The sequence below is a fragment of the Streptomyces thioluteus genome (assembly GCF_039535865.1).
Window position 1 is genome coordinate 1 of record NZ_BAAAXZ010000011.1, and the last position, 20,990, is coordinate 20,990.

Sequence of the window (20,990 nt, forward strand, 5' to 3'; positions counted from 1 at the left end):
CCTCGGCGAGCAGTACTCGGGTCATGGAGGTGATGGTAGTCCGCTCGGGCGCACGTCAGAGCGCACTCCGGAGCACGGGCGGCAACGGATTGCCGACCCTTCTACCACTCCTGAACCGGCGCGAATGGTTCCGTATATCACTGTGATCCACGTCTCAACCCCCTCCAAACCGGGGCGGGGTGTGACGTATGGTTACCGGAAGTCTTGGCACCAATGGGGGACTCTTCGGCACGACGGTAACGCCGGAGGTCCCGCGTGTGCACGGGCCCGGAACCCGATCGCTGCCTGGTCCCGTTCGTCCCAGTGAATGACCTGACGGCCGGGGTCCGTCGCGCGAAGGAGCGCGGGGGCGTGGATCCCGGAGTACGGCCGCTCTGCCGGCTCTCCCCAGAGAGAGGCGAACCCCAAGGGCGTGGGGGCGAGCGGTGCCGTAACCGGTGCCGGCCAACCCCCATACGGGCGCGCAGCAGCTCTCCACCCGCGTCTCGGAACCCAGGTCGACCACATGGCGTCCAGCCGTGACGAAGGATCAACCGGCCCGGGACAACACCCCGGTCTCCGGCTGGCAAGACCCTCTTCGGCCACCCCCTCGGCCTGGCCCCCTCTTCCGTGACGAGATGTGGGAGCGCTTCTCCTACTACGGAATGCGCGCCCTTCTCGTCCTCTACCTGATCTCCGGCGGGCCCGGACGCCAAGTCCGGTAGCCAGGGCGGCGGTCTGCCATTGCCGGAGTCCACGTCGCTGGCCATCTACTCGGTGTACGTGGCGATGGTCTACCTGCTGGCCATGCCCCGGCGGCTGGTCAGGCGACCGGGTGTGGGGCCCGCGCAAGACGTGGCCATCGCGGCCGGCGTGATCATGTGCGGCCACCTGCTGCTCGCGCTGCCCGGCACAAGGCCCACCTCTTCGCGGTGGCACTGGTGGCGATCGGCTCGGGTCTGCTGAAGTCAACATCTCAGACGATGGTCGGCCACCTCTACAACGGCCCAAGGACCCGCGCGCGACGGCGGCTTCAACGCTCTTCTACATCGGTATCAACCTCGGTGGCCTCGGCGCCCGCGCTGGTGGATCGCACCGTCGCGCCAGCAGGTCAGCTGCACCTGTGGCTTCACCCTCGCCGCGGTCGGCATGGGCCTGGGCCTTGTGGCGTTCCCATCGGCACCCGCTGGCTGACTCCCAAGAAGGCAGCACCGTCCGATGCCGCTGTCGCCCGCCGAGCGCACTCCTGCTGCTCAAGGGCCTGATCTGGCTTGGTCATCGCCGGGATCTTCTACGGCGTCGTGGTCGGCACCGGTCACTTCACGATCAAACTGGGCCCTGGTCGCGCGATCGCCCTGATCGGCCTGGGTCGTCCCGATCTTCGTCCTGGCCCGCGCATCAAGCGGGACAAGGAGCTGACGTCGGAGGAGCAGAACCAAGGTCACCGGCTACATCTGGTTCTTCGTCGCCGCCGCCGTGTTCTGGGGCATCTTCGACCAGGCCGGTTCGACGATGTCGACCTATCGCCGAGAGAGAAGACCACGGACAACGTCTTCGGCATCACTTCCGCGTCCACCTGGTTTCCAGTCGTATCAACTCCGCCTGGGTCCTGCTCATCGCCCCGGTCTTCGCGCGTATGTGGGTCACAGCTGGCACCGCAAGGGCCGCGAGCCCAGCTCCACGGTGAAGTTGCTCCGCGGCTGATGCTGCTGGCCGGCGCCTCCTTCGTGCTGTTCGCCATCCCCATGAAGATGGCGACGGGCGGCACCACCGTCAGCCCGATGTGGCTGATCGTGATCTACATGCTGCAGACGCTTCGGTGAACTCTGCCTGTCCCCCGTGGGTCTGTCGCTGACCACGAGAGATGGCGCCGAAGAAGTACGCCACCAGATGATGGTGCGTCTGGTTCCTCGCGGTCATTCCGCGGGCGACTGCGTCATGACCCTGATGGCGACGGCGGGCGTGGACCTCAACGGCTTCGGGGTCATCCTCGGCGAGGCGGGCCGTCGCGGCGCCTGGCGGGTGTGGCGGTCTGGACGTCCCGCAAGAAGATCGAGGGCGCTGATGGGGCGACGTCCACTGACGGGACGACGGCCCACGGAGCGGGGAGCGGCCCCCGCGCCGCAATGGTGCGCCGGGGGGCCCTCCGGCGTTTCTCCGCCGTTCTCTGCTGCTCTCCGCCGTTCTCGCGGGGCCGCGGTGGTCGCCGGGTGCCCCGTTCCCGCGCGCGGCCTATCCCGGGGCCGCCAGCTCCGCCCAGACGGTCTTTGGCGACGCCTCCCTCGTGGCGCGACGACCCCCCAGTCGAGACAGAGCCGCTGGACGAGTGGAACATGCCGTGGCCGCCCGGCGGCGGCCCGCGCGGTGCGGTGGGTGCGGGGGAGGGCTCGCCGGCGCCGAGGTCGGAGACCTCCAGGCGCAGCACCTTCGTCCCCCGGGTCATCGAGCAGCTCCTCCGGGCCGCCGGCGTGCAGGCAGGCGTTGGTGACCAGTTCGGAGACGACGAGCAGGACGTCCTCGGCGGCGGCGCGGTGGTGCGGCGGTGAGCGCCGGCAGCGCAGCCCCAGTCTGGGTGAGGGCCCGGCGGGTGAAGTCGCAGCGACATGGGGAGCCGCGCCGCCGACGCCGACGAGGCGGAGCCTGCGGAGACGGCCCCGTCCTGCCCGGTGGGGGCCAGGGCCGCGGCGGAACCGTGCGCCATCCGGGCCGGGCTCGCGCCGGCGTCCGGCCGGGGACGGCCGGTGGTGCTTGCATCAGCGGCTTCACCTCTACCGATGATCGCGATAGAGAACTGGGAAAAGGGAATCGGTCCGCCCGTGCGGGCGGATTCAGCTGGGCTCCTGCCCGGCCGTGCGCCGCGGTACACCTGTGACGCGGCTCGCGTGGCAGGGCGGGTGGGGGCCGGACGGCCGCTACTCGGCAGCGCGGCGTCGAGCGTGCCGTGGACGACGAAGACCGCGCCGCCCGCGGTGATCTCGAAGACCCGGGCCACCATGGGGGCGCATCGCCGCCAGGTGCACGGCCCCGCCGCGTGGCCTCGGCCTTCAGCCGTGGCGCCGAGCAGGACGTTGAGTCCGGTGGAGTCGCAGAACTCGAGCTGTGAGCAGTCGACCACGACGCGTGCACCGGGCTCCGCGGCGCAGTTTTCGATAGGGGAGGTTGCGGCGGAGCAGTTCGGCTCGTGATGAGTGATCGAGCTCACCTGCTCGGTGATCACGACGGAGCGCTGGCGACCGTGCCGGCGGACAGCTCTCTTACGCGCAACGCGGGTGCCGCGCTTCACAGAACGCCTGACTACTTTTTCCCTAATGGTATGCGTCACGCTTCTCATCGCGCTACCCTCCGTAGGTGTCGCGCCGTGGCGTGGTCCATGCCCGCTGAGGACAGTGCGGCAACCACGTACGCGTTCCATACGGCGCCGAAAGTCATACTTCCGAGGCATTTGCGGACTAGTTATGTCAGACATTCGCAGACTTGCTCAAGGCCGTAGGTAGAAGACTCGGTATAGCGGCTAGTAGTGCTGTACACCGCCCGACGACTCGGCGTGCCTCGGAGGCGCCGCAAACCGCAGCACGAGCTCATGCTACAGGCGGCCATAATGTCCGATGAGACGCATGGAGAGACCTGTCCCACCGTCACGCCGGCTCGACAACCGGCGCGTCCCCCCTCCTATGTGTCGGGAGCCCGCCTCCGCTCTGGAGGCACGCCGTCTGCTGCGGTCACGCCATCTCCGCTGAGGGCCCCGGAGACGCGCCTCGTCGGCACCATTCGCTACGCTTCTGGCCGACTCGCTCGCCGGACCATCCCTCCGCTACGACGAGGTGGTAACCGCGTCTCGTACGCGCCGGGCGCACCTGTCAAGTACCCTCTATTCGCGTCGCCTGGAATCGCTCACGAGAAGGGACGCACGAGTAGGCCACTACGCGTGCGCAACACCCTCGTCGAACTGAATCGGGCTGGTCGCTGGTCAGGTTCGCCGTCCTCCGGTTTCTCAGCACCCGCAGCGAACGATGGAGACTCGATCGGCAGGTCGGCACCAGTCGCGCTCCATCAAGGCCATTCGATCCGCTTCGAGCTCATGCCGCGGTCGAGATTCGCCGTTACCTATCGGCGATGGTCCGACCGTCATCGGCGAGATCCAGCGCTTCTGCGGCTGAGCCGAGCATGGTCCGGTGCGCGCGCGTCCCGCAAGCACGCTCCAGAGCTCCGCCTGCGCTCGCCTAAGGCGCGGCGACTAGAGCTCGCGCCACAGCGCCTGGACGCGCTCTCGGCCGCACCTCGTCGAGTGGAACTCGCGCAGCCGCACGCTCTGCGGCTATCTCCCAGTAGACGAGGTCAGTCGCAGGGCGCTATGAGTTGGGGCGACGAGCGCTATACGCGTACTACGGCCAGCTCCTGGATCTGCGTACGCACGCTCAGAGGCCGACGACGGCGGCGACGGGACGGCGCGTGCGCAGCGCTAATCGGCTACGAGGGACCACGACCTCGAAGGCGTCGAGTTACACGTCGAGTCCGTTTGAAGGCCGCTGATCGCCGAACTCGCGCCGCGCGACCGGAGATCCTCTCCCTGCGGTTGCGTCGCCAACATGACCCGATCGGAGATCGGCGACGAGCTCGGCATCTCGCAGATGCACGTGTGCCACCTGCCTGTCCGCGCACGCTGGTGGCGGCTGCGCCGGGGGTTGCTCGGACACGAGTGACCGGCCGGTCACTGTCGCCGCGCGCGACGGCCCGCCGGGCGCCGGTCGCTCTTGGCGCTCTCCGCGCGGCGGGATGGGCCGGGAGGTGGCGGAGCGCGGCCTCGCCGAAGTGGGGGTGCGGCCCCCGGCTGCCAGGCGAAACAGCCCGTTGAGGCGCACGGGAGCGGAGCCCCGCCGGGTTCGGGCGGCGCTCCGGCCGGGGTTTGCAGCGCGAAGCTGCCTGGTGGTGCGGCCGTTGGGGGCAGGACCCGCGTGGGGTGCGGGACCCGAGCCCGGGCCGGGCTCGGGAGGCACAAGCCCCGCCGGGTTCAGGGCAGAACCCCCACGAGGTGCGGACAGCCCCGCAGGCACTACAGCCCGCAGGCATTGACGAAGCCCCCGCCGAGGTGCAGGAAAGCGCCCGCGGGGGCTGGGCAAAGCCCCCGCGAAGTACCGAGGTCTGCACGCGTAGGGCCCCGCCGAGGTACAGGACAGCGCCATATGGCGCAGGGCGAGCCCCCCGCCCGAAGCTCCGGGACCCACACAGGGGCGCAGGGGGCGGAGCCCCCGCCGGTGCAGGGGCAGAGCCCCGCTCCACGCGCCCGAAGGGCGGAGCGGGGGCCGGGGTCCCCGCGGGAAACGGAGAAAGGCGGAAACCGGGGCCATCCAGCCCGTCCGGCACCGCGAGGGACCACCCGACGCCCCGACGCACAAGAGCGGGCGAAGCCCGCACACGACACCCCCTGCACAACGGCCCACGGTCCCGCCGACGATGCAGCGGCACATCCTCCGCGGGCCGACGCGCGCCCCTCCCCCCTTCCTAGGCTGATGCCGACGGAGCGGAAGGGAGGAGAAATGAACCGTGGCGTCGGGTCAAACTCCCGAAGGAGTGGTCACCTCGCCGTCGGAGCGGCGCTCAAGCTGTACGCCGCCGACGTCCGAGATCCGGCCGTCGAACCGGCCAAGGTCGGCGTGGTGTTGATGTCCTCGGCGGCGCGCTGTTTCCTCATGGGGCTCGTGCGCCTGGCCGTGGACGGAGCGATCGCTGAGGCGCCTGCAGTCCGGCCGTCCCCGCAGCGCCCTACCTCCACGCGCCGCCAGCGCCTCCGCAGTGCAGTCCGCGCGTGTGGGGAAAGTAGCCGACAGGTCACCGGCTGTCCCCTCGCCCACTGAGGAGCTCGATCTGCGGTGGCGCAAGCCAGGCACCACACCCTCCGCGACCGGTCGGCGGACGCTAGACGCTTGCGATATCCTCCCGGTAGCGCGCGCTTGCGCCACTCCCATGACACACACACCACCCACCCCAAATCGCCGCGAAGCTCCTCTCGGACGGTCCTCCCCGCGCACACTCCTCGTAGTATGACCCGGTGCCGGTCGTCCGCCGGCTCCTCGTCCCGGACCCTAGTACGCTCGTCAGGCTCGCCCGGCCGCGCGAGGCGGTCCTTGTAGAAGGCCTGCTCCATCAGTGAACGCGGTGCCCAGCAGGGCGACCTTGCGCGCCCCCGCCGCACGGACCGCGGCGGCCGGTCGCGTCCGCGAGGTGCAGCAGGGGGACGGAGGTCGCGGCGGCCACCTGGTCCGCGACCTTGTGCATGGTGTGTTGGTGCAGAGGAGCAGCAGCTCCGCCCCCGCCGCCTCCAGCGCCTTCGCGGCGTCGGCGAGGATCTCCCCCGCCTCCTGCCAGCGGCCGGCGACCTGGAGCCGCTCGATCTCCGCGAAGTCCACGGAGTACAGCACGCATCTGGCGGAGTGGAGGCCGCCGAGCCGCTCGCGGGTCAGCCGGTTCAGCAGGCGGTAGTACTCGGCGGTGGACTCCCAGCTCATGCCGCCCAGCAATCCGATCGTCTTCATCGGATCACTTTCGCCGCACGGCGGCCCCGGCACAACGGACTTACGGGGCGGCCCTGGTCACACCGCGCGGACGCCGCCCTTCCAGACCGCCGACACCAGCGGCACACCCGGCCGGTAGGCGAGGTGGACGTGCGAGGGCGCGTCGAGGAGGACGAGGTCGGCGCGGGCGCCGGGGGCGATCCGGCCGACGTCGGTGCGGCGCAGGGCCGCCGCTCCGCCGGCCGTGGCGGCCCGGACGGCCTCGTCGGGGGTCATCCCCCATGTCCCGTACGGCCAGCGCGATGCAGAACGGCACGGAACTGGTGAAGGACGAGCCCGGGTTGCAGTCCGTGGAGAGCGCGACGGTGACGCCCGCGTCGAGCAGGCGGCGCGCGTCGGGCCACGGGGCGCGGGTGGAGAACTCCGCGCCGGGCAGCAGCGTGGCGACGGTGGAGCCCTGGGCGAGGGCGTCGACGTCCGCGTCGGTCAGATGGGTGCAGTGGTCGGCGGAGGCGGCGCCGAGCTCCACGGCGAGCCGGACGCCGGGCCCGTGGCCGAGCTGGTTGGCGTGGACGCGCGCCTGGAGCCCCTTGGCGAGGCCCGCCTCCAGGACCGCGCGGGACTGGTCGCCGTCGAAGGCGCCCTTCTCGCAGAAGACGTCCCACCAACGGGCGTGCGGGGCGCAGGCGTCCAGCATCTCGCCGGTGACCAGGGCGACGTAGCCGTCGGGGTCGTCCGCGTACTCGGGGGCCACGACGTGGGCGCCGAGGTAGGTGACCTCGTCGGTGTGGGCGGCGGCGATGCGCAGGGCGCGGGCCTCGTCGTGGGTGCTCAGCCCGTAGCCGGACTTGGTCTCCAGGGTGGTGGTGCCCTGGCGCAGCGCCTCGTCCAGATAGCGGCGGAGGTTCGCCTCCAGCTCGGCGTCGGTCGCGGCGCGGGTGGCGGCGACGGTGGTGCGGATGCCGCCGGCGCTGTAGCTCCGGCCGGACATGCGGGCGTTGAACTCGGCGGTGCGGTCGCCGGCGAAGACCAGGTGGGAGTGCGAGTCGACGAAGCCGGGCAGGACCGCGCGGCCGCCGGCGTCGACGGCGTTGTCAGTGGCGGGTGCTTTGCTGGTCTCGCCGACCCAGACGACGCGGTCGCCGTCGATGACGACCGTCGCGTCCTGGAGCAGGCCGAGGGGACCCGTGCCGAGGGAGGTGTCGTTGGTGACGAGACTGCCGATGTGGGTGATGGCCGTCGTGGTCATGGGGGTGTGGCTGTCCTTCACGGGGTGGATGGCCTTCTGTCGGGGCTCCGTCAGCGCCGCAGCGCCGCGATGGACTCGGCGAGCGCGCGGGGCACGTCCGGTACGAGCAGGTGCCGCCCGTCGCGGACGATCTGCCGCCCGCCGGTCACCACATGCCGTACGTCAGCGGCCGTGGCCGCGAATACGGCCGTCTCGGCGGCCAGTTCGGGGCCGGGCCCCGCGGTGCGGACGGAGTCCAGCGCCACGGTGGTGAGGTCCGCGAGGGCGCCCGCCTCGATCCGGCCGGCCTCGTGCCAGCCGAGGGCGGCGTGGCCGTCGGCGGTGGCGGCGCCCAGCAGCTGCGCGGCCGTCCAGTTGCCCCGGCGGTGGGTGCGCAGCCGCTCGTCCAGCTCCATGGCGCGGGCCTCCTCCAGGAGGTCGATCACCGCGTGGCTGTCGCTGCCGAGGGAGAGCGGCGAGCCGGCGTCCTGGAGCGCGCGGGCGGGTCCGATGCCGTCGGCGAGGTCGCGCTCGGTGGTGGGGCACATGCACACCCCCGTGGCCGAGCCGCCGAGCAGCCGGATGTCGCCGGGGGTGAGGTGGGTGGCGTGGACGGCCGTGGTGCGCGGGCCCAGCACGCCGTGGTCCGACAGCAGCGTGGTGGGGCGTGAAGCCGTACGCCTCGACGCAGGCGTCGTTCTCGGCGGTCTGCTCCGAGAGGTGGACGTGCAGCGGGGCCTCGCGCTCCTCGGCCCAGGCGGCGACGGTCGCCAACTGCGCGGCGGGGACGGCGCGCACGGAGTGGACGGCGGCGCCGATCCGGGCGTGGCCGGTCGGCTTGAGCCCGGCGGCCCGCTCGGCCCAGGCATCGGCGGTGCCGTCGGAGAACCGGCGCTGGTGCCGGCTGGGCGGTTCGCCGAATCCGGAGGAGAGGTAGGCGGTGTCGAGGAGGGTGATGCGGATGCCGGCTTCGCCGGCGGCGGCGATCAGGGCCTCGCCCATGGCGTTGGGCCCGTCGTAGGGGCGTGCCGCCCGGGGCGTGGTGGAGGTAGTGGAACTCGCCGACGCAGGTGATGCCCGCGAGCGCCATCTCGGCGTAGGCGGCGCGGGCGAGGGCGAAGTAGCTCTCGGGGGTGAGCCGGTCGGCGACGCCGTACATCACGTCGCGCCAGGTCCAGAACGTGCCCTCGCCGGCCTGGACGGTGCCGCGCAGGGCCCGGTGGAAGGCATGGGAGTGGGCGTTCGCGAGCCCGGGGAGCGTCAGCCCTCGCAGGGTCTCCGCGCCCGGCGGGGGCGTGGCGACGCCCGTGCGGACGGCCGTGATCACGCCATCCGCCACGTCGATGGCCACGCCCGGCTCGACGCGGTCGCCGAGCCAGGCGTGCTCCGCCCAGTAGGTCGTGGTCACCGGCACGCGAGGCCCTCCAGTACGTCGGCGAGTGCGGTCACCCCGGCGACGCAGTCGTCCTCGGCGGCCGTCTCGGCCGGCGAGTGGGAGACGCCGGTGGGGTTGCGTACGAACAGCATGGCGGTCGGGACGCTCGCGGAGAGGATTCCGGCGTCGTGTCCGGCCCCGGTGGGCAGGACGGGGACGCCGCCGAGCAGTCCGGCGAGCCGGTCGCGCAGGTCGTGGGCGAACTCGACGACGGGGGTGAACGACTCGCGGGTGACGCGCACCTCGACGCCGTCGCGGCGGCCGCGGTCGACGGCGGCGCGCTCGATCTCGGCGACCACCTCGGCGAGGGTCTCCTCGTCGGCGGCGCGGGAGTCCAGCCAGCCGCGGACCAGGGAGGCGATGGCGTTGACGCCGTTGGGCTCGACGCCGACCTTGCCGAAGGTGGCGAGGGCGCCGGCGAGGCGGGCCTTCTTGCGGGCGGCCAGCACGGTGTTGGCGTAGGTGAGCATCGGGTCCCGGCGGTCCTCGATGCGGGTGGTGCCCGCGTGGTTGGCCTCGCCGTGGAAGTCGAACCGCCAGCGCCCGTGCGGCCAGATGGCGGAGGCGACGCCGACGGGGTGCGGCGTCTCCGCCAGGGCGCGGCCCTGCTCCACGTGGAGCTCCACGAACGCGCCGATGCGGGCGAGGCGTTCGGGGTCGGGCCCGATGGCCTCGGGGTCGTACCCGGCGCGCTCCATGGCCTGCGGCAGCGGGACGCCGTCGGCGTCGCGGAGTTCATGGGCCTTGCCCACGGAGAGCTGCCCGGCGGTGAGCCGGGAGCCGACGCAGGCGAGCCCGAAGCGGGCCCCCTCCTCGTCGCCGAAGTTGACGACGGCGAGGGGGCGGGCGGGGCGGGCGCCGCGGGCGCGGAGCTCGTCGAGGGCGGCGAAGGAGGAGACGACGCCGAGCGGGCCGTCGAAGGCGCCGCCGTCCGGGACGGAGTCCAGGTGGGAGCCGGTGACGACGGCGTCCCCGGCGGCCGGGTCCCCCAGCCAGGCCCACTGGTTCCCGTTCCGGTCCCACCTCGTAAGTGAGCCCGCGGGTCTCGGCCTGCGCCCGGAACCACTCCCGGCAGTCGGCGTCGGCTCCCGTCCAGGCGAAGCGGCGGTATCCGCCGCTCTCGGGCGCCCGCCCGATCGGCGCGAGGTCGCGCCACATCTCGTGGAACGAGGGCCCGCCGTTGCCGTTGGTGGGCAGTCGTTCCGCTTGGGCGATGGGGGCACCCCCGGCCGGAGGCTGGGGGAGGGTGGGCACCAACGGCGCCGCAGACGGCGACGGTGCCTCGCCCCCTGCTACGGACGCCGCCGTGCCGACGGCATCGTCGCCAGGTGCGGCCCGGTGGTCGCGTGGTGCCCACCCGTTCCGCCCTGCGGAACGACTGCCCACCACGCGGCGGCCGTCGTCCGTCACTTGCCCTCCCCCTCCCGCATGGGAATGCGGACGCCCCGGTCGGTCGCGACCGACTCCGCGATGTCGTAACCCGCGTCCACGTGCCGGATGACCCCCATCCCCGGGTCGTTCGTCAGCACCCGCCGGATCTTCTCGCCCGCGAGGCGCCGTGCCGTCGGCGACCGTGACCTGCCCCGCGTGGATGGAGCGGCCCATGCCGACGCCGCCGCCGTGGTGGATCGACACCCACGACGCGCCGGACGCCACGTTCACCATGGCGTTCAGCAGCGGCCAGTCCGCGATCGCGTCGGATCCGTCGAGCATCGCCTCCGTCTCGCGGTACGGCGAGGCGACCGAGCCGCAGTCGAGGTGGTCGCGCCCGATGACGACCGGCGCGGACAGTTCGCCGCTCGCCACCATGTCGTTGAAGCGCTCGCGCCGCCCGGTCCCGCTCGCCGTAGCCGAGCCAGCAGATGCGCGCGGGCAGGCCCTGGAAGTGGACGCGTTCGCCGGCCATCTTGATCCAGCGGGCGAGGGACTCGTTCTCGGGGAAGAGGTCGAGGATGGCCCGGTCGGTGGCGGCGATGTCCTTGGGGTCTCCGGAGAGGGCGGCCCAGCGGAAGGGGCCCTTGCCCTCGCAGAACAGCGGCCGGATGTAGGCCGGGACGAAGCCGGGGAAGTCGAAGGCCCGGGTGTAGCCCGCCAGTTGGGCCTCGCCGCGGATGGAGTTGCCGTAGTCGAAGACCTCGGCGCCCGCGTCCTGGAAGCCGACCATGGCCTCCACGTGCTTGGCCATCGACTCGCGCGCCCGGACGGTGAAGTCGGCCGGCTTCTCGGCCGCGTACGAGGCCATGTCGTCGAAGTCGACGCCCAGCGGCAGGTACGCCAGGGGGTCGTGGGCGGACGTCTGGTCGGTGACGATGTCGATCGGCGCGTTTCATCGCCAGGAGCTGCGGGACGAGTTCGGCCGCGTTGCCGAGGACGCCGATGGAGAGCGGACGGCGGGGCGTCGCGCGCCTCGACGGCGAGCTGGAGGGCGTGCTCCAGCGAGTCGGCGCGCACGTCCAGGTAGCGGTGCTCGATGCGGCGGTCGATCGCGCGCGGGTCGCAGTCGATGCAGAGCGCGACGCCGTCGTTCATGGTGACGGCGAGCGGCTGGGCGCCGCCCATCCCGCCGAGCCCGGCGGTCAGCGTGATCGTCCCGGCCAGGGTGCCGCCGAACTTCTTCGCGGCGACCGCGGAGAACGTCTCGTAGGTGCCCTGGAGGATGCCCTGGGTGCCGATGTAGATCCAGGAACCGGCGGTCATCTGGCCGTACATGGTGAGCCCGAGGGCCTCCAGCCGGCGGAACTCCTCCCAATTGGCCCAGTCGCCGACGAGATTGGAGTTGGCGATCAGGACGCGCGGCGCCCACTCGTGCGTCTGCATGACGCCGACCGGGCGGCCGGACTGGACGAGCATGGTCTCGTCCTGCTTGAGCGTCCGCAGGGTGCGGGCCATCGCGTCGAAGGACCGCCAGTCGCGGGCCGCCTTGCCCGTGCCGCCGTAGACGACGAGCTTGTCGGGGTGCTCGGCGACCTCGGGGTCGAGGTTGTTCTGCAGCATCCGCAGGGCGGCCTCCTGCTGCCACCCCAGGGCGCTGAGCCCGGTTCCTCGCGGCGCTCGCACGGGTCGCGGTCCTGACATGGGCCCTGCCTCCCAGACACGTCTGAATAGAACACTGCACATACTGCGGCGCTGAATAGCCCTAGTCAACAGCTGTGCGCGCTCTCCGGTGCACACCTGTGGCATACCCGTCACGACGGTGGTGAAGTAGCCGCATGGACAGTACGGACCGGGCCGCGCGGCGGGACGCCGCCGTACGCGCGGCGGTGACACAGGGCCTGGTGGACGAGCGGGAGCCGGTCGTCGGGCTGCTCGACGTGGCCGGCATCCGCGCGTCGGCCGCCGCGCTGCGGCAGGCGTTCGCGGAGGTGCTCCCCGGTCACGCCGCCGGAGCGGGCGTGCTGCACGCCTTCGCCGCCAAGGCCGCCTCCCTCGTCCCCGTGCTGCGGCTGCTCGCCGACGAGGGGCTGGGCTGCGAGGTCGCCAGCCCCGGGGAACTGGCCCTGGCGCGCGCGGCCGGGGTGCCCGCCGGCCGGATCGTGCTCGACTCCCCCGCCAAGACGGTCGCGGAGCTGCGCGAGGCGCTGGCGCTGGGCGTCGCCGTGAACGTGGACAGCCGTGCGGAGCTGGAGCGGCTGGACGCGCTCGTCCCGCCCTCGGGCCCGGCCGCGTCCGCGTTGGGCGTGCGCGTCAACCCGCAGGTGGGCGGCGGTGCCATCGGGGCGATGAGCACGGCGACGGAGACGTCGAAGTTCGGGGTGGCGCTGCGCGACCCCGGCGCCCGCGCCTGGCTGCTGGCGGCGTACGTGCGGCGGCCGTGGCTGACCCGGCTGCACGCCCACGTGGGCTCGCAGGGCTGCCCGCTGGAGCTGATGGCCGAGGGCGTGCGGATCGTCTACGAACTGGCCGAGGAGATCAACGAGGTCGCCGGGCGGCGGCAGGTCGACACCCTGGACATCGGCGGCGGGCTGCCCGTCAACTTCGCCTCCGACGACACCGTCCCCGGCCATGGGGAGTACGCCAGGCTCCTCGCCACCACCGTGCCGGGCCTCTTCGACGGGCGCTACGGGCTGGTCACCGAGTTCGGCCGGTCGCTGATGGCGAAGAACGGCATGGTGGTGGCCCGCGTCGAGTACGCCAAGTCGGCCGGGGGCCGCCGGATCGCGGTGACGCACGCGGGCGCGCAGGTGGCCACGCGCACGGTCTTCGCGCCGGGTGCCTGGCCGCTGCGGGTGGCCGCGTACGACGGGCGCGGGCTGCCGAAGGCGGGCGAGCCGGTGCCGCAGGACGTCGCGGGGCCGTGCTGCTTCGCAGGCGACCTGGTCGCCGTGGACCGGGAACTGCCGCCGCTGGCGGCGGGCGACCACGTCGCGCTGCTGGACACGGGCGCGTACTACTTCTCCAACCACTTCGCGTACAACGCGCTGCCGCGGCCCGGGATCCACGGCTGGCTGGCGGGCCCGGAGGAGGACGGGCGGGTGCGCTTCGCGCCCGTGCGCCGGCCGCAGACCCTCGACGAGCTCGTCGCCGAGAGCGGCGGGGCGCATGTGGACGGGCTCAGCGCGCTCCGCTGACCGCCGTCGTGCGCCGCGCGCCGCCGGGTGCGGCGTCGCCCGCCGCGAGCCCCGTCGTCAGGTACCCGCGCACTCCCCCGGCCGCCGGGCCGCCCTTCGCCCACTCCGCGCGCACCCACAGCAGGCCGCCGGTCCGCCGCTCCAGGCCGCCCAGCCAACGGGCCTTGGCCCACAGGCCCACGCCCAGTCCGGCGAGCGCCATGCCGCCGGCGGCCGGGAGGACGAGCGAGGAGGCCACGGCCGCGGGGAGGGCGAGCGCCAGCCACCCGCGGCGGGCGCGGCGCCAGGCGCGGGCGGTGACGGCGCGGTCCTGGAGGAAGACGGACTTGCCGGCCCGGGACGCGGCGCGGGCCAGGTCCGCGTAGCGGCGCCGACGGGCGGCGAACGCGGCGGTCGCGGTCACGAGGAACAGCACCGCCCCGGCCAGTACGCCGATCCGGCGCCCCGTCAGTCCCGGCACCGCCGCCCCGATCCCCGCCGCCAGGACCCCCGTCCACCACAGCCAGCGGGCCGGAGCCCGCACGATCACCGCCACCCGCGCCACCGCGTAGCCCCCGCGTCCCATGCCGAAACCTCCTCACACCGGCTGATTCCAGGCGCAGGGTAGCGGGCGAATCTGAGGAGGGACTGAGAACCGCATGAGTGATACCTCGGTATGAAGCCGGACTTGGCTCCCCCGTACGACGTGCGCGCAGCCGGTGGCGCGTTACCTTTCACCCCGTCGGGTCGGGCGGGAGGGGCGGAAATGCCGGTGGACAGGCGGGCGTTGCGGCGGCGGGCCGTGGTGGCGATGGCGGCCTTGGCCCTCACGGGCCTGCTGAGCGTTTTCGGCGGGGCCCCGGAGGCGGGGACGGCGGGGGCGACGACGTCATCGCGGTGCGGCTGACGGGCCGAACTCCAGCCCGTCCGGCGCTCGAAGACTCCGCCCGAAGGGCGGACGGGGTCCGGGGTCCCCCCGGGAAACGGAGAAAGGGCGGGACCGGGGCACCCTCACTCCACGAACAACCCCCGCGCCGCGGCCCTCGCGTCGAACTCCTCCAGCCGCGCCTGCGCATCCGGCAACGCGTCGCACATCGCCTCCAGCAACACCCGCCCCAACAGCATCGGCGCACACGCCGTGTCGAAGGCCAGCCCCGTCCCGACGGCGGCCGGCAGCAGCAGATCGCTGTGCCGCGCCACCGGCGCGAACGTGGAGTCCGCGACCGTGACGACCGTCAGCCCCGCCCCCCGCGCGTACTCCAGCGCCTCCACGACCTCCCGCGGATGCCGCGGCAGCGCGAAGCAGAGCAGGGCGCTCGCCCCGGCCCGTACCGCCCCGTCGATGCGGTCGACGAGCAGCGACCCGCCCTCGTCGAGGAGCCGTACGTCGGGGTGGACCTTGCGGGCGAAATAGGCGAAACCGCCTGCCTGGGCGGTCGCGGCGCGCAGGCCGAGCACCGGCAGCGGCCGGGACGCGGCGAGCAGCCGCCCGGCCCGCGCCACCGGCGCGGGATCGGCGAGCAGGGACGCGAGATGCCGCAGGTTGTCGATCTCGGCGTGGACCGCCTGCTGGTACTCGTTGTACGCGCCCGTCTCCGCCGCCGGCCCGCCCGGCACCGCCTCGCGCAGGTGGCGGCGGAGCGCCGGATAGCCGTCGAAACCGAGGGCGACCGCGAAGCGGGTCACCGACGGCTGGCTGACCCCGGCGAGCTCCGCCAGCTCCACGCTGGAGAGGAAGGGCGCGTCGGCGGCGCGACGCACCATGCAGTGGGCGATGCGACGCTGCGCGGGCGTCAGCCGGTGGCCCTCGAAGAGCTTCTGCAGCCGCGCAGTGGCCTCCGGCGCCCCGCCGATCTCCGCCATCGGTCCTCCATTCATCGACTGCCGAATCTGCATGAAATTATGCAGCCCCGGAGCCCGGGGCTCACACCGGCGGCAACAGCTTCTTCTGGGGCTTGCCCATCGCGTTGCGCGGCAACGCCTCCAGGAAGCGCACCCGCCGGGGCCGCTTGTGGACGGACAGCCGCTCGGCGACGAAGTCGATCAGTGCCTGCTCGCCGACCCCGTCGGCCACCACATAGGCGACGATCTCCTGTCCGAGGTCCTCGTGCGGCACGCCCACGACGGCGGCCTCGGCGACGGCGGGGTGGTCGAGCAGCGCGTTCTCCACCTCGCCCGCCCCGATGCGGTAGCCGCCGGACTTGATGAGGTCGGTGGAGGCGCGGCCGACGATGCGGTGCGTCCCGTCGGGCTCGATGGCGGCGATGTCGCCGGTGCGGAACCAGCCGTCGGCGGTGCGCACCGCGGCGGTGGCCTCCGGCCGGTTCAGGTAGCCGGCGAAGAGCGTCGGCCCCGACACCTCCAACTCCCCGATGCCGCCGCCCCCTTCCACCGCGGCCAACCGCGTCCGCGTCCCCGGCAGGGGCACGCCGACGCAGCCCGGCCGGCGCTCGCCGTCGGCCCGGGCGGCGACCGTGATCAGCGTCTCGGTCATGCCGTACCGCTCGACGGGCCGCTGCCCGGTGAGCGCCTCCAGGTCCCGGAAGACGGGGGCCGGCAGCGCGGCGCTGCCGGACACCAGCAGCCGGGCCCCGGCGAGGGCGCGCGCGGAGGCGGGATCGCGGACGACGCGCGACCACACGGTCGGCACGCCGAAGTACAGGCTGCCGCCCGCGGCGGCGTACGCCTCGGGGGTGGGCCGCCCGGTGTGCACCAGCCGGCAGCCGGTGCGCAGCGCGCCCAGCACGCCGAGGACCAGGCCGTGCACGTGGAACAGCGGCAGCCCGTGGACCAGCGTGTCGTCGGCGGTCCACTGCCACGCCTCGGCGAGCCCGTCGAGGCCGGCCGCGACGGCGCCGCGCGGTATCAGCACGCCCTTGGGGGCGCCGGTCGTGCCGGAGGTGTAGAGGACGAACGCCGTTGCCCCCGGCTCCGGTTCGGAACCGGACCAGGCGGCCCGCTCCCGGAGGTCCACGGGCAGGCCGACGCCGTCGTCCCCGGCGGCGCCGAGGACGAGCTCGGCGCCGGAGTCCTCGATGATGTGGTCCCGCTCCACCGGCCCGGCGTCCGGCGGCAGCGGCACCACGGGCACGCCGGCGAGCAGCCCGCCGACCACCGCCGCGACCGTCTCGGCCGTCGCCGTGGCCCGTACGGCGACGGAGGACGCCCCGGCGATCCGCCCCGCGACGGCGCCGGCGGCGCCGAACAGGTCCTCCCGGGAGAGGGTCCGCCCCGCGACGGACAGGGCGTCCGGCCGGTCGGCCACGGGGCCGGCGGGCGGTGACAGCAGCGGTTGCGGCGGTTGCGACGGTTCGGTCACGGACGTCTCCTTCCACGGGGCCGCGGGAGGGGCGGCCCCACTGCGGATACGGGTGCTGGCCCCCATGACGCGGGGTCCGCAGCGACCGTACCGTTACCGTCATGACCGGCCATGACCGAGACCTCGAGAAGGAACTCGACGCGACCCTGCAGACCCGCAAGGAGCTGGGGTCGGAGTACGAGGCGGAACTCGTCGACTCCTTCCTGGAGAAGGTGGAGCGGAAAGTCGACGGCGCCGTGGACCAGCGGATGCGACGGCTGGCGGCGGAGCAGCAGATGTCGGCGGCGCGGGGCGGGCCCGCGGCGCGGGACGGGGACTTCGGCACGTTCGGCGAACGGTTCGGGTTCGCGATCGTGTCGCTGGTGCTGGCGATACCGCTGTCGGCGATAGGTGTGGTGAATGCGGGGTTGTTGGGGCTGGTGATCAGCTGGGCGGGGATCGTCGGGGTGAATGTGGTGCAGGTGACGCGGACGTTTCCGTGGCAGCGGGGGCGTGAACGCGACGCCCGCTGACGGCGGTTGCGTTTTCCCTCCCCACCCCCGCCCTTTCCCCGTTTCCCCGGGGCGGGCCCCGGCCCCCACTGCGGCGCGGGCTCCGCCCCGGACCCCTCTCCGGGACCTACCCAGCCTTCTCTCGTGGCTCCGCCCCGGCAACGCGGCTGCGCCGCGTTCGTCCTCAAGCGCCGGACGGGCTGAATTCGCGCCCGGGCGCACAAACCAGCCCGTCCGGCGCTTGAGGACAGCGCCCGGAGGGCGCTTCAGGGGTCCAGGGGGCGGAGCCCCGGTGGGGCGCAGGGGCGAAGCCCCGCCCCACCGCCCGGAGGGCGACCGCAGGGGTGCAGGGGGCGCAGCCCCCGCCCCCGCGCGGAGCGCGGCCCCCGCGCGGCAGCGCAACCCGCCGGGTGGCGCAGGGGCGCAGCCCCTGCGGAAACGGGGAAAGGGCGGGGCGGGGGCGCAAAACCCCGCGCAGGGGCCGCCGCACCCCGGCCCACCGGCCGGAGTCGGGACGGCGGCGACCCCCACGGACGGACGTGGAACGCACGCGCACGCACCCCCACGCCCGGACGGCGATCACGGAGTCCGGGAGCCGCTCCGGAGAATCCCGCGCCGTCGCACCGAGGCACCGCCCCGGACGCTCTCCGTCCGCGCGGCACCCCTTCACTATGGGGGCCCCGTGTTAAGTCCGTGCTGCCATCACGTGACGCATACGTACCTTTTACGGGTCCCCTCAACTCGGCAACTCAACCCACGCGCTACTTCGCGCCGTTGTTGCCCTCCGCCAGGAACGCCAGCAGGTCCTGACGGCTCACCACACCGGTCGGCTTGCCCTCGACCAGGACGACCGCGGCGTCCGCCTCGCCGAGCACGGTCATCAGGTCGCCGACCGGCTCGCCGGAGCCGACCTGCGGCAGCGGGGCGCACATGTGCTTCTCCAGCGGGTCGGAGAGCGAGGCCCGCTTGGTGAACAGCGCGTCCAGCAGCTCGCGTTCGACGACGGAGCCGATGACCTCGGCGGCCATCACGTCCGGGTGCCCGGCGCCCGGCTTGACGATCGGCATCTGCGAGACGCCGTACTCGCGCAGCACCTCGATGGCCTCGCCGACCGTCTCCTCGGGGTGCATGTGCACCAGCGACGGCAGCTCGCCGTCCTTGCGGCGCAGCACGTCGGCGACGCGGGCGTCGTCGCCGGCCTCCTCCAGGAAGCCGTAGTCCGCCATCCACTCGTCGTTGAAGATCTTGCTCAGGTAGCCGCGGCCGCTGTCCGGCAGCAGCACGACCACGACGTCGTCCTCGGTCAGCCGCTCGGCCAGGCGCAGCGCGCTGACGACCGCCATGCCGCAGGAGCCGCCGACGAGCAGGCCCTCCTCGCGGGCGAGGCGGCGGGTCATCTGGAAGGCGTCCTTGTCGGAGACCGCGATGATCTCGTCGGTCACCGTGCCGTCGTAGGCGGTCGGCCAGAAGTCCTCGCCGACGCCCTCGATCAGGTACGGACGGCCGGAGCCGCCGCTGTAGACGGAGCCCTCCGGGTCCGAGCCGACGACCTTGACGCGGCCGTCGCTGACCTCCTTCAGATAGCGGCCGGTGCCGCTGATCGTGCCGCCGGTGCCGACGCCCGCGACGAAGTGGGTGATCTTCCCCTCCGTCTGCTCCCAGACCTCGGGGCCGGTGGAGTAGTAGTGCGACAGCGGGTTGTTCTGGTTGCTGTACTGGTCCGGCTTCCAGGCGTTCGGGATCTCACGGACGAGGCGGTCGGAGACGTTGTAGTAGGAGTCCGGGTGCTCCGGGTCGACGGCGGTCGGGCAGACCACGACCTCGGCGCCGTACGCGCGCAGCACGTTGATCTTGTCCTGCGACACCTTGTCGGGGCACACGAAGACGCACTTGTAGCCCTTCTGCTGGGCCACCATCGCCAGGCCGACACCGGTGTTGCCGGAGGTGGGCTCGACGATCGTGCCGCCCGGCTTGAGCTCGCCGGACTTCTCCGCGGCCTCGATCATCCGCACGGCGATGCGGTCCTTCACCGAACCGCCGGGGTTGAAGTACTCGACCTTTGCCAGCACGGTGGCCTTTATGCCTTCGGTCACGCTGTTGAGCTTCACCAGCGGCGTGTTGCCGATGAGCTCGATCATCGAATCGTGATACTGCACGGTGATCTCCGCGGTCGGGGGCACTAGCGGTTCGTCGCGTGCCCGTACGACCAGCCTATTCGGCCGAATGGCGGTCCGGCGGAAGCCGCCGTGCGTTGCGGCCGCCCCCGCTCGGGGCACGTAGGTATCAGCACGGTCGGGCACAGGGTGCGGCACAGGGTGCACCGCGCTCGTGGAGCGGGAGGAGACCCGCCTTATGTCCATGTCGAGGGCGAGGGCCGCCCGGCGGATCGCCGCCGCGGCGGCGTACGGAGGCGGCGGCATCGGTCTGCTGGGGGGCGCGGCGCTGGGGCTGCTGCTCACCGAGGTGGCGCTGGCCAGGAGGGTCGTCGGCGGCAACCACGACACGCCGCCGCAGGCCGACGGGCGGTACGGCTCCTCGTTCGTGCACGGGCCCGGCCGCGAGCCGCTGGTGCTCGGCATGCTGGGCGACTCCACGGCCGCGGGCAAGGGGGTGCACCGGCCCCGGCAGACGCCGGGGGCGCTCCTCGCGACGGGGCTGGCGGCGGTGGCGGAGCGGGCCGGTGGACCTGCACAACGTGGCGCTCTCCGGAGCGCAGTCCTACGACTTGGAGCGGCAGGTCACGCTGCTTCTGTCAGGTCCGGGCCGGACCCCCGACGTCTGCGTGATCATGATCGGGGCCAATGACGTCACCCATCGGGTGCCGGCCGCCCGGTCCGTGCGGCTGCTGTCGGAGGCGGTGCGCAGACTGCGGGACACGGGGTGCGAGGTCGTCGTGGGCACCTGTCCCGACCTCGGCACGATCGAGCCGGTGTACCAGCCGCTGCGCTGGCTGGCGCGACGGCTGAGCCGGGAGCTGGCGGCGGCGCAGACGATAGGGGTGCTGGAGGCGGGCGGCCGGACGGTGTCGCTGGGCGACCTGCTCGGTCCGGAATTCGCGTCGAATCCACGGGAGTTGTTCGGGCCGGACAACTACCACCCCTCGGCGGAGGGGTACGCCACGGCCGCGATGGCCGTGCTGCCCACGCTGTGCGCGGCGCTCGGCCTGTGGCCGGAGGACGAGGAGCGGCCGGACGCGACGCGCCGCGAGGGGGATCCTGCCGGTGGCGCACGCGGCGGCGCGGGCCGCGGCGGAGGGCGGTGCGGAGGTGTCCTCGGCGCGGGGCCGGTGGGCGCTGCTCAAGTACCGCCGACGCCGTCAGCTGCCCGCCCCGGAGGGACCGGGGGATGCGCCGGAGGGGCCGGAGGACGGGGGGCCTGCGCGGCACGGGGTGTGGAACCGGGTGGGGCGCTGAGCCGGCCCGGGTGGGGCCGGCTGGGTTGTGCCCCCGCCCCGCCCTTTCACCGTTTCCGCAGCAGCACGC

The 20,990-nt window shown here is 73.2% G+C and carries 10 protein-coding genes and 7 pseudogenes; 6 read left to right on the forward strand and 11 right to left on the reverse strand.

All coding sequences use genetic code 11. From position 1 onward, the window contains the following. Positions 1-518: 518 nt before the first annotated feature. The 3 genes from ABD794_RS01225 to ABD794_RS01235 all read left to right on the forward strand — a co-directional run bounded on the left by ABD794_RS01225 (position 519) and on the right by ABD794_RS01235 (position 1,802). Entirely contained in the window at positions 519-704 is a 186-nt protein-coding gene (locus ABD794_RS01225; protein ID WP_344960434.1) for a hypothetical protein, read from the forward strand. Positions 705-723: 19 nt separating this feature from the next. Beyond that, positions 724-945: a hypothetical protein gene (locus ABD794_RS01230; RefSeq protein ID WP_344960436.1), complete on the forward strand. Its 222-nt coding sequence runs from the start codon at positions 724-726 to the stop codon at positions 943-945. Positions 946-1,250: 305 nt separating this feature from the next. Beyond that, positions 1,251-1,802, forward strand: coding sequence for a hypothetical protein (locus ABD794_RS01235; protein WP_344960437.1), 552 nt, complete (start codon positions 1,251-1,253; stop codon positions 1,800-1,802). A gap of 409 nt (positions 1,803-2,211) precedes the next feature. Here ABD794_RS01235 and ABD794_RS01240 read toward each other — a convergent pair. The 7 genes and pseudogenes from ABD794_RS01240 to hutU all read right to left on the reverse strand — a co-directional run. After that, a pseudogene (locus ABD794_RS01240) lies at positions 2,212-2,681 on the reverse strand (ATP-binding protein); the annotation flags it as partial. Positions 2,682-3,013: 332 nt separating this feature from the next. Next, a pseudogene (locus ABD794_RS01245) lies at positions 3,014-3,445 on the reverse strand (STAS domain-containing protein); the annotation flags it as partial. Positions 3,446-6,071: 2,626 nt separating this feature from the next. After that, positions 6,072-6,509: an aspartate/glutamate racemase family protein gene (locus ABD794_RS01250; RefSeq protein ID WP_344960439.1), complete on the reverse strand. Its 438-nt coding sequence runs from the start codon at positions 6,507-6,509 to the stop codon at positions 6,072-6,074. Between the two features lie 57 nt (positions 6,510-6,566). After that, positions 6,567-7,737: pseudogene (gene hutI / locus ABD794_RS01255) on the reverse strand (imidazolonepropionase). Between the two features lie 50 nt (positions 7,738-7,787). After that, positions 7,788-9,130: pseudogene (locus ABD794_RS01260) on the reverse strand (formimidoylglutamate deiminase). Then, positions 9,121-10,309: pseudogene (locus ABD794_RS01265) on the reverse strand (allantoate amidohydrolase). The pseudogenes ABD794_RS01260 and ABD794_RS01265 overlap by 10 nt, the downstream one beginning before the upstream one ends. 248 nt (positions 10,310-10,557) lie before the next feature. Further along, a pseudogene (gene hutU, locus ABD794_RS01270) lies at positions 10,558-12,226 on the reverse strand (urocanate hydratase). A 134-nt stretch (positions 12,227-12,360) separates the two neighbouring features. Between hutU and ABD794_RS01275 the strand changes: the two are divergent. Further along, complete coding sequence (locus ABD794_RS01275) at positions 12,361-13,719, forward strand: type III PLP-dependent enzyme domain-containing protein (RefSeq protein WP_344960440.1); 1,359 nt, start codon at positions 12,361-12,363, stop codon at positions 13,717-13,719. Here ABD794_RS01275 and ABD794_RS01280 read toward each other — a convergent pair. The 3 genes from ABD794_RS01280 to ABD794_RS01290 form a co-directional block, all read right to left on the reverse strand. Beyond that, positions 13,703-14,284, reverse strand: coding sequence for a hypothetical protein (locus tag ABD794_RS01280; RefSeq protein WP_344960441.1), 582 nt, complete (start codon positions 14,282-14,284; stop codon positions 13,703-13,705). The genes ABD794_RS01275 and ABD794_RS01280 overlap by 17 nt on opposite strands. 425 nt (positions 14,285-14,709) lie before the next feature. Next, positions 14,710-15,561, reverse strand: a complete 852-nt coding sequence (locus ABD794_RS01285; protein WP_344960442.1) for a MurR/RpiR family transcriptional regulator — start codon at positions 15,559-15,561, stop codon at positions 14,710-14,712. Positions 15,562-15,622: 61 nt separating this feature from the next. After that, a complete protein-coding gene (locus tag ABD794_RS01290; RefSeq protein WP_344960443.1) occupies positions 15,623-17,017 on the reverse strand; it encodes an acyl-CoA synthetase in 1,395 nt (464 codons plus the stop codon). A 101-nt stretch (positions 17,018-17,118) separates the two neighbouring features. Between ABD794_RS01290 and ABD794_RS01295 the strand changes: the two genes are divergently transcribed. After that, complete coding sequence (locus ABD794_RS01295) at positions 17,119-17,529, forward strand: hypothetical protein (RefSeq protein ID WP_344960444.1); 411 nt, start codon at positions 17,119-17,121, stop codon at positions 17,527-17,529. Between the two features lie 740 nt (positions 17,530-18,269). Here the strand turns inward: ABD794_RS01295 and ABD794_RS01300 are convergent. After that, complete coding sequence (locus ABD794_RS01300; protein ID WP_344960445.1) at positions 18,270-19,664, reverse strand: cystathionine beta-synthase; 1,395 nt, start codon at positions 19,662-19,664, stop codon at positions 18,270-18,272. A 196-nt stretch (positions 19,665-19,860) separates the two neighbouring features. Here ABD794_RS01300 and ABD794_RS01305 point away from each other — a divergent pair. After that, positions 19,861-20,921, forward strand: a pseudogene (locus tag ABD794_RS01305) (SGNH/GDSL hydrolase family protein). Positions 20,922-20,990: the final 69 nt, after the last annotated feature.

Bases quoted from the DNA above. Each gene is read 5' to 3' on its own strand.
- ABD794_RS01285 (WP_344960442.1), bottom strand. From the start codon at position 15,561: ATGGCGGAGATCGGCGGGGCGCCGGAGGCCACTGCGCGGCTGCAGAAG.
- ABD794_RS01250 (WP_344960439.1), bottom strand. From the start codon at position 6,509: ATGAAGACGATCGGATTGCTGGGCGGCATGAGCTGGGAGTCCACCGCC.
- ABD794_RS01295 (WP_344960444.1), top strand. From the start codon at position 17,119: ATGACCGGCCATGACCGAGACCTCGAGAAGGAACTCGACGCGACCCTG.
- ABD794_RS01280 (WP_344960441.1), bottom strand. From the start codon at position 14,284: ATGGGACGCGGGGGCTACGCGGTGGCGCGGGTGGCGGTGATCGTGCGG.
- ABD794_RS01275 (WP_344960440.1), top strand. From the start codon at position 12,361: ATGGACAGTACGGACCGGGCCGCGCGGCGGGACGCCGCCGTACGCGCG.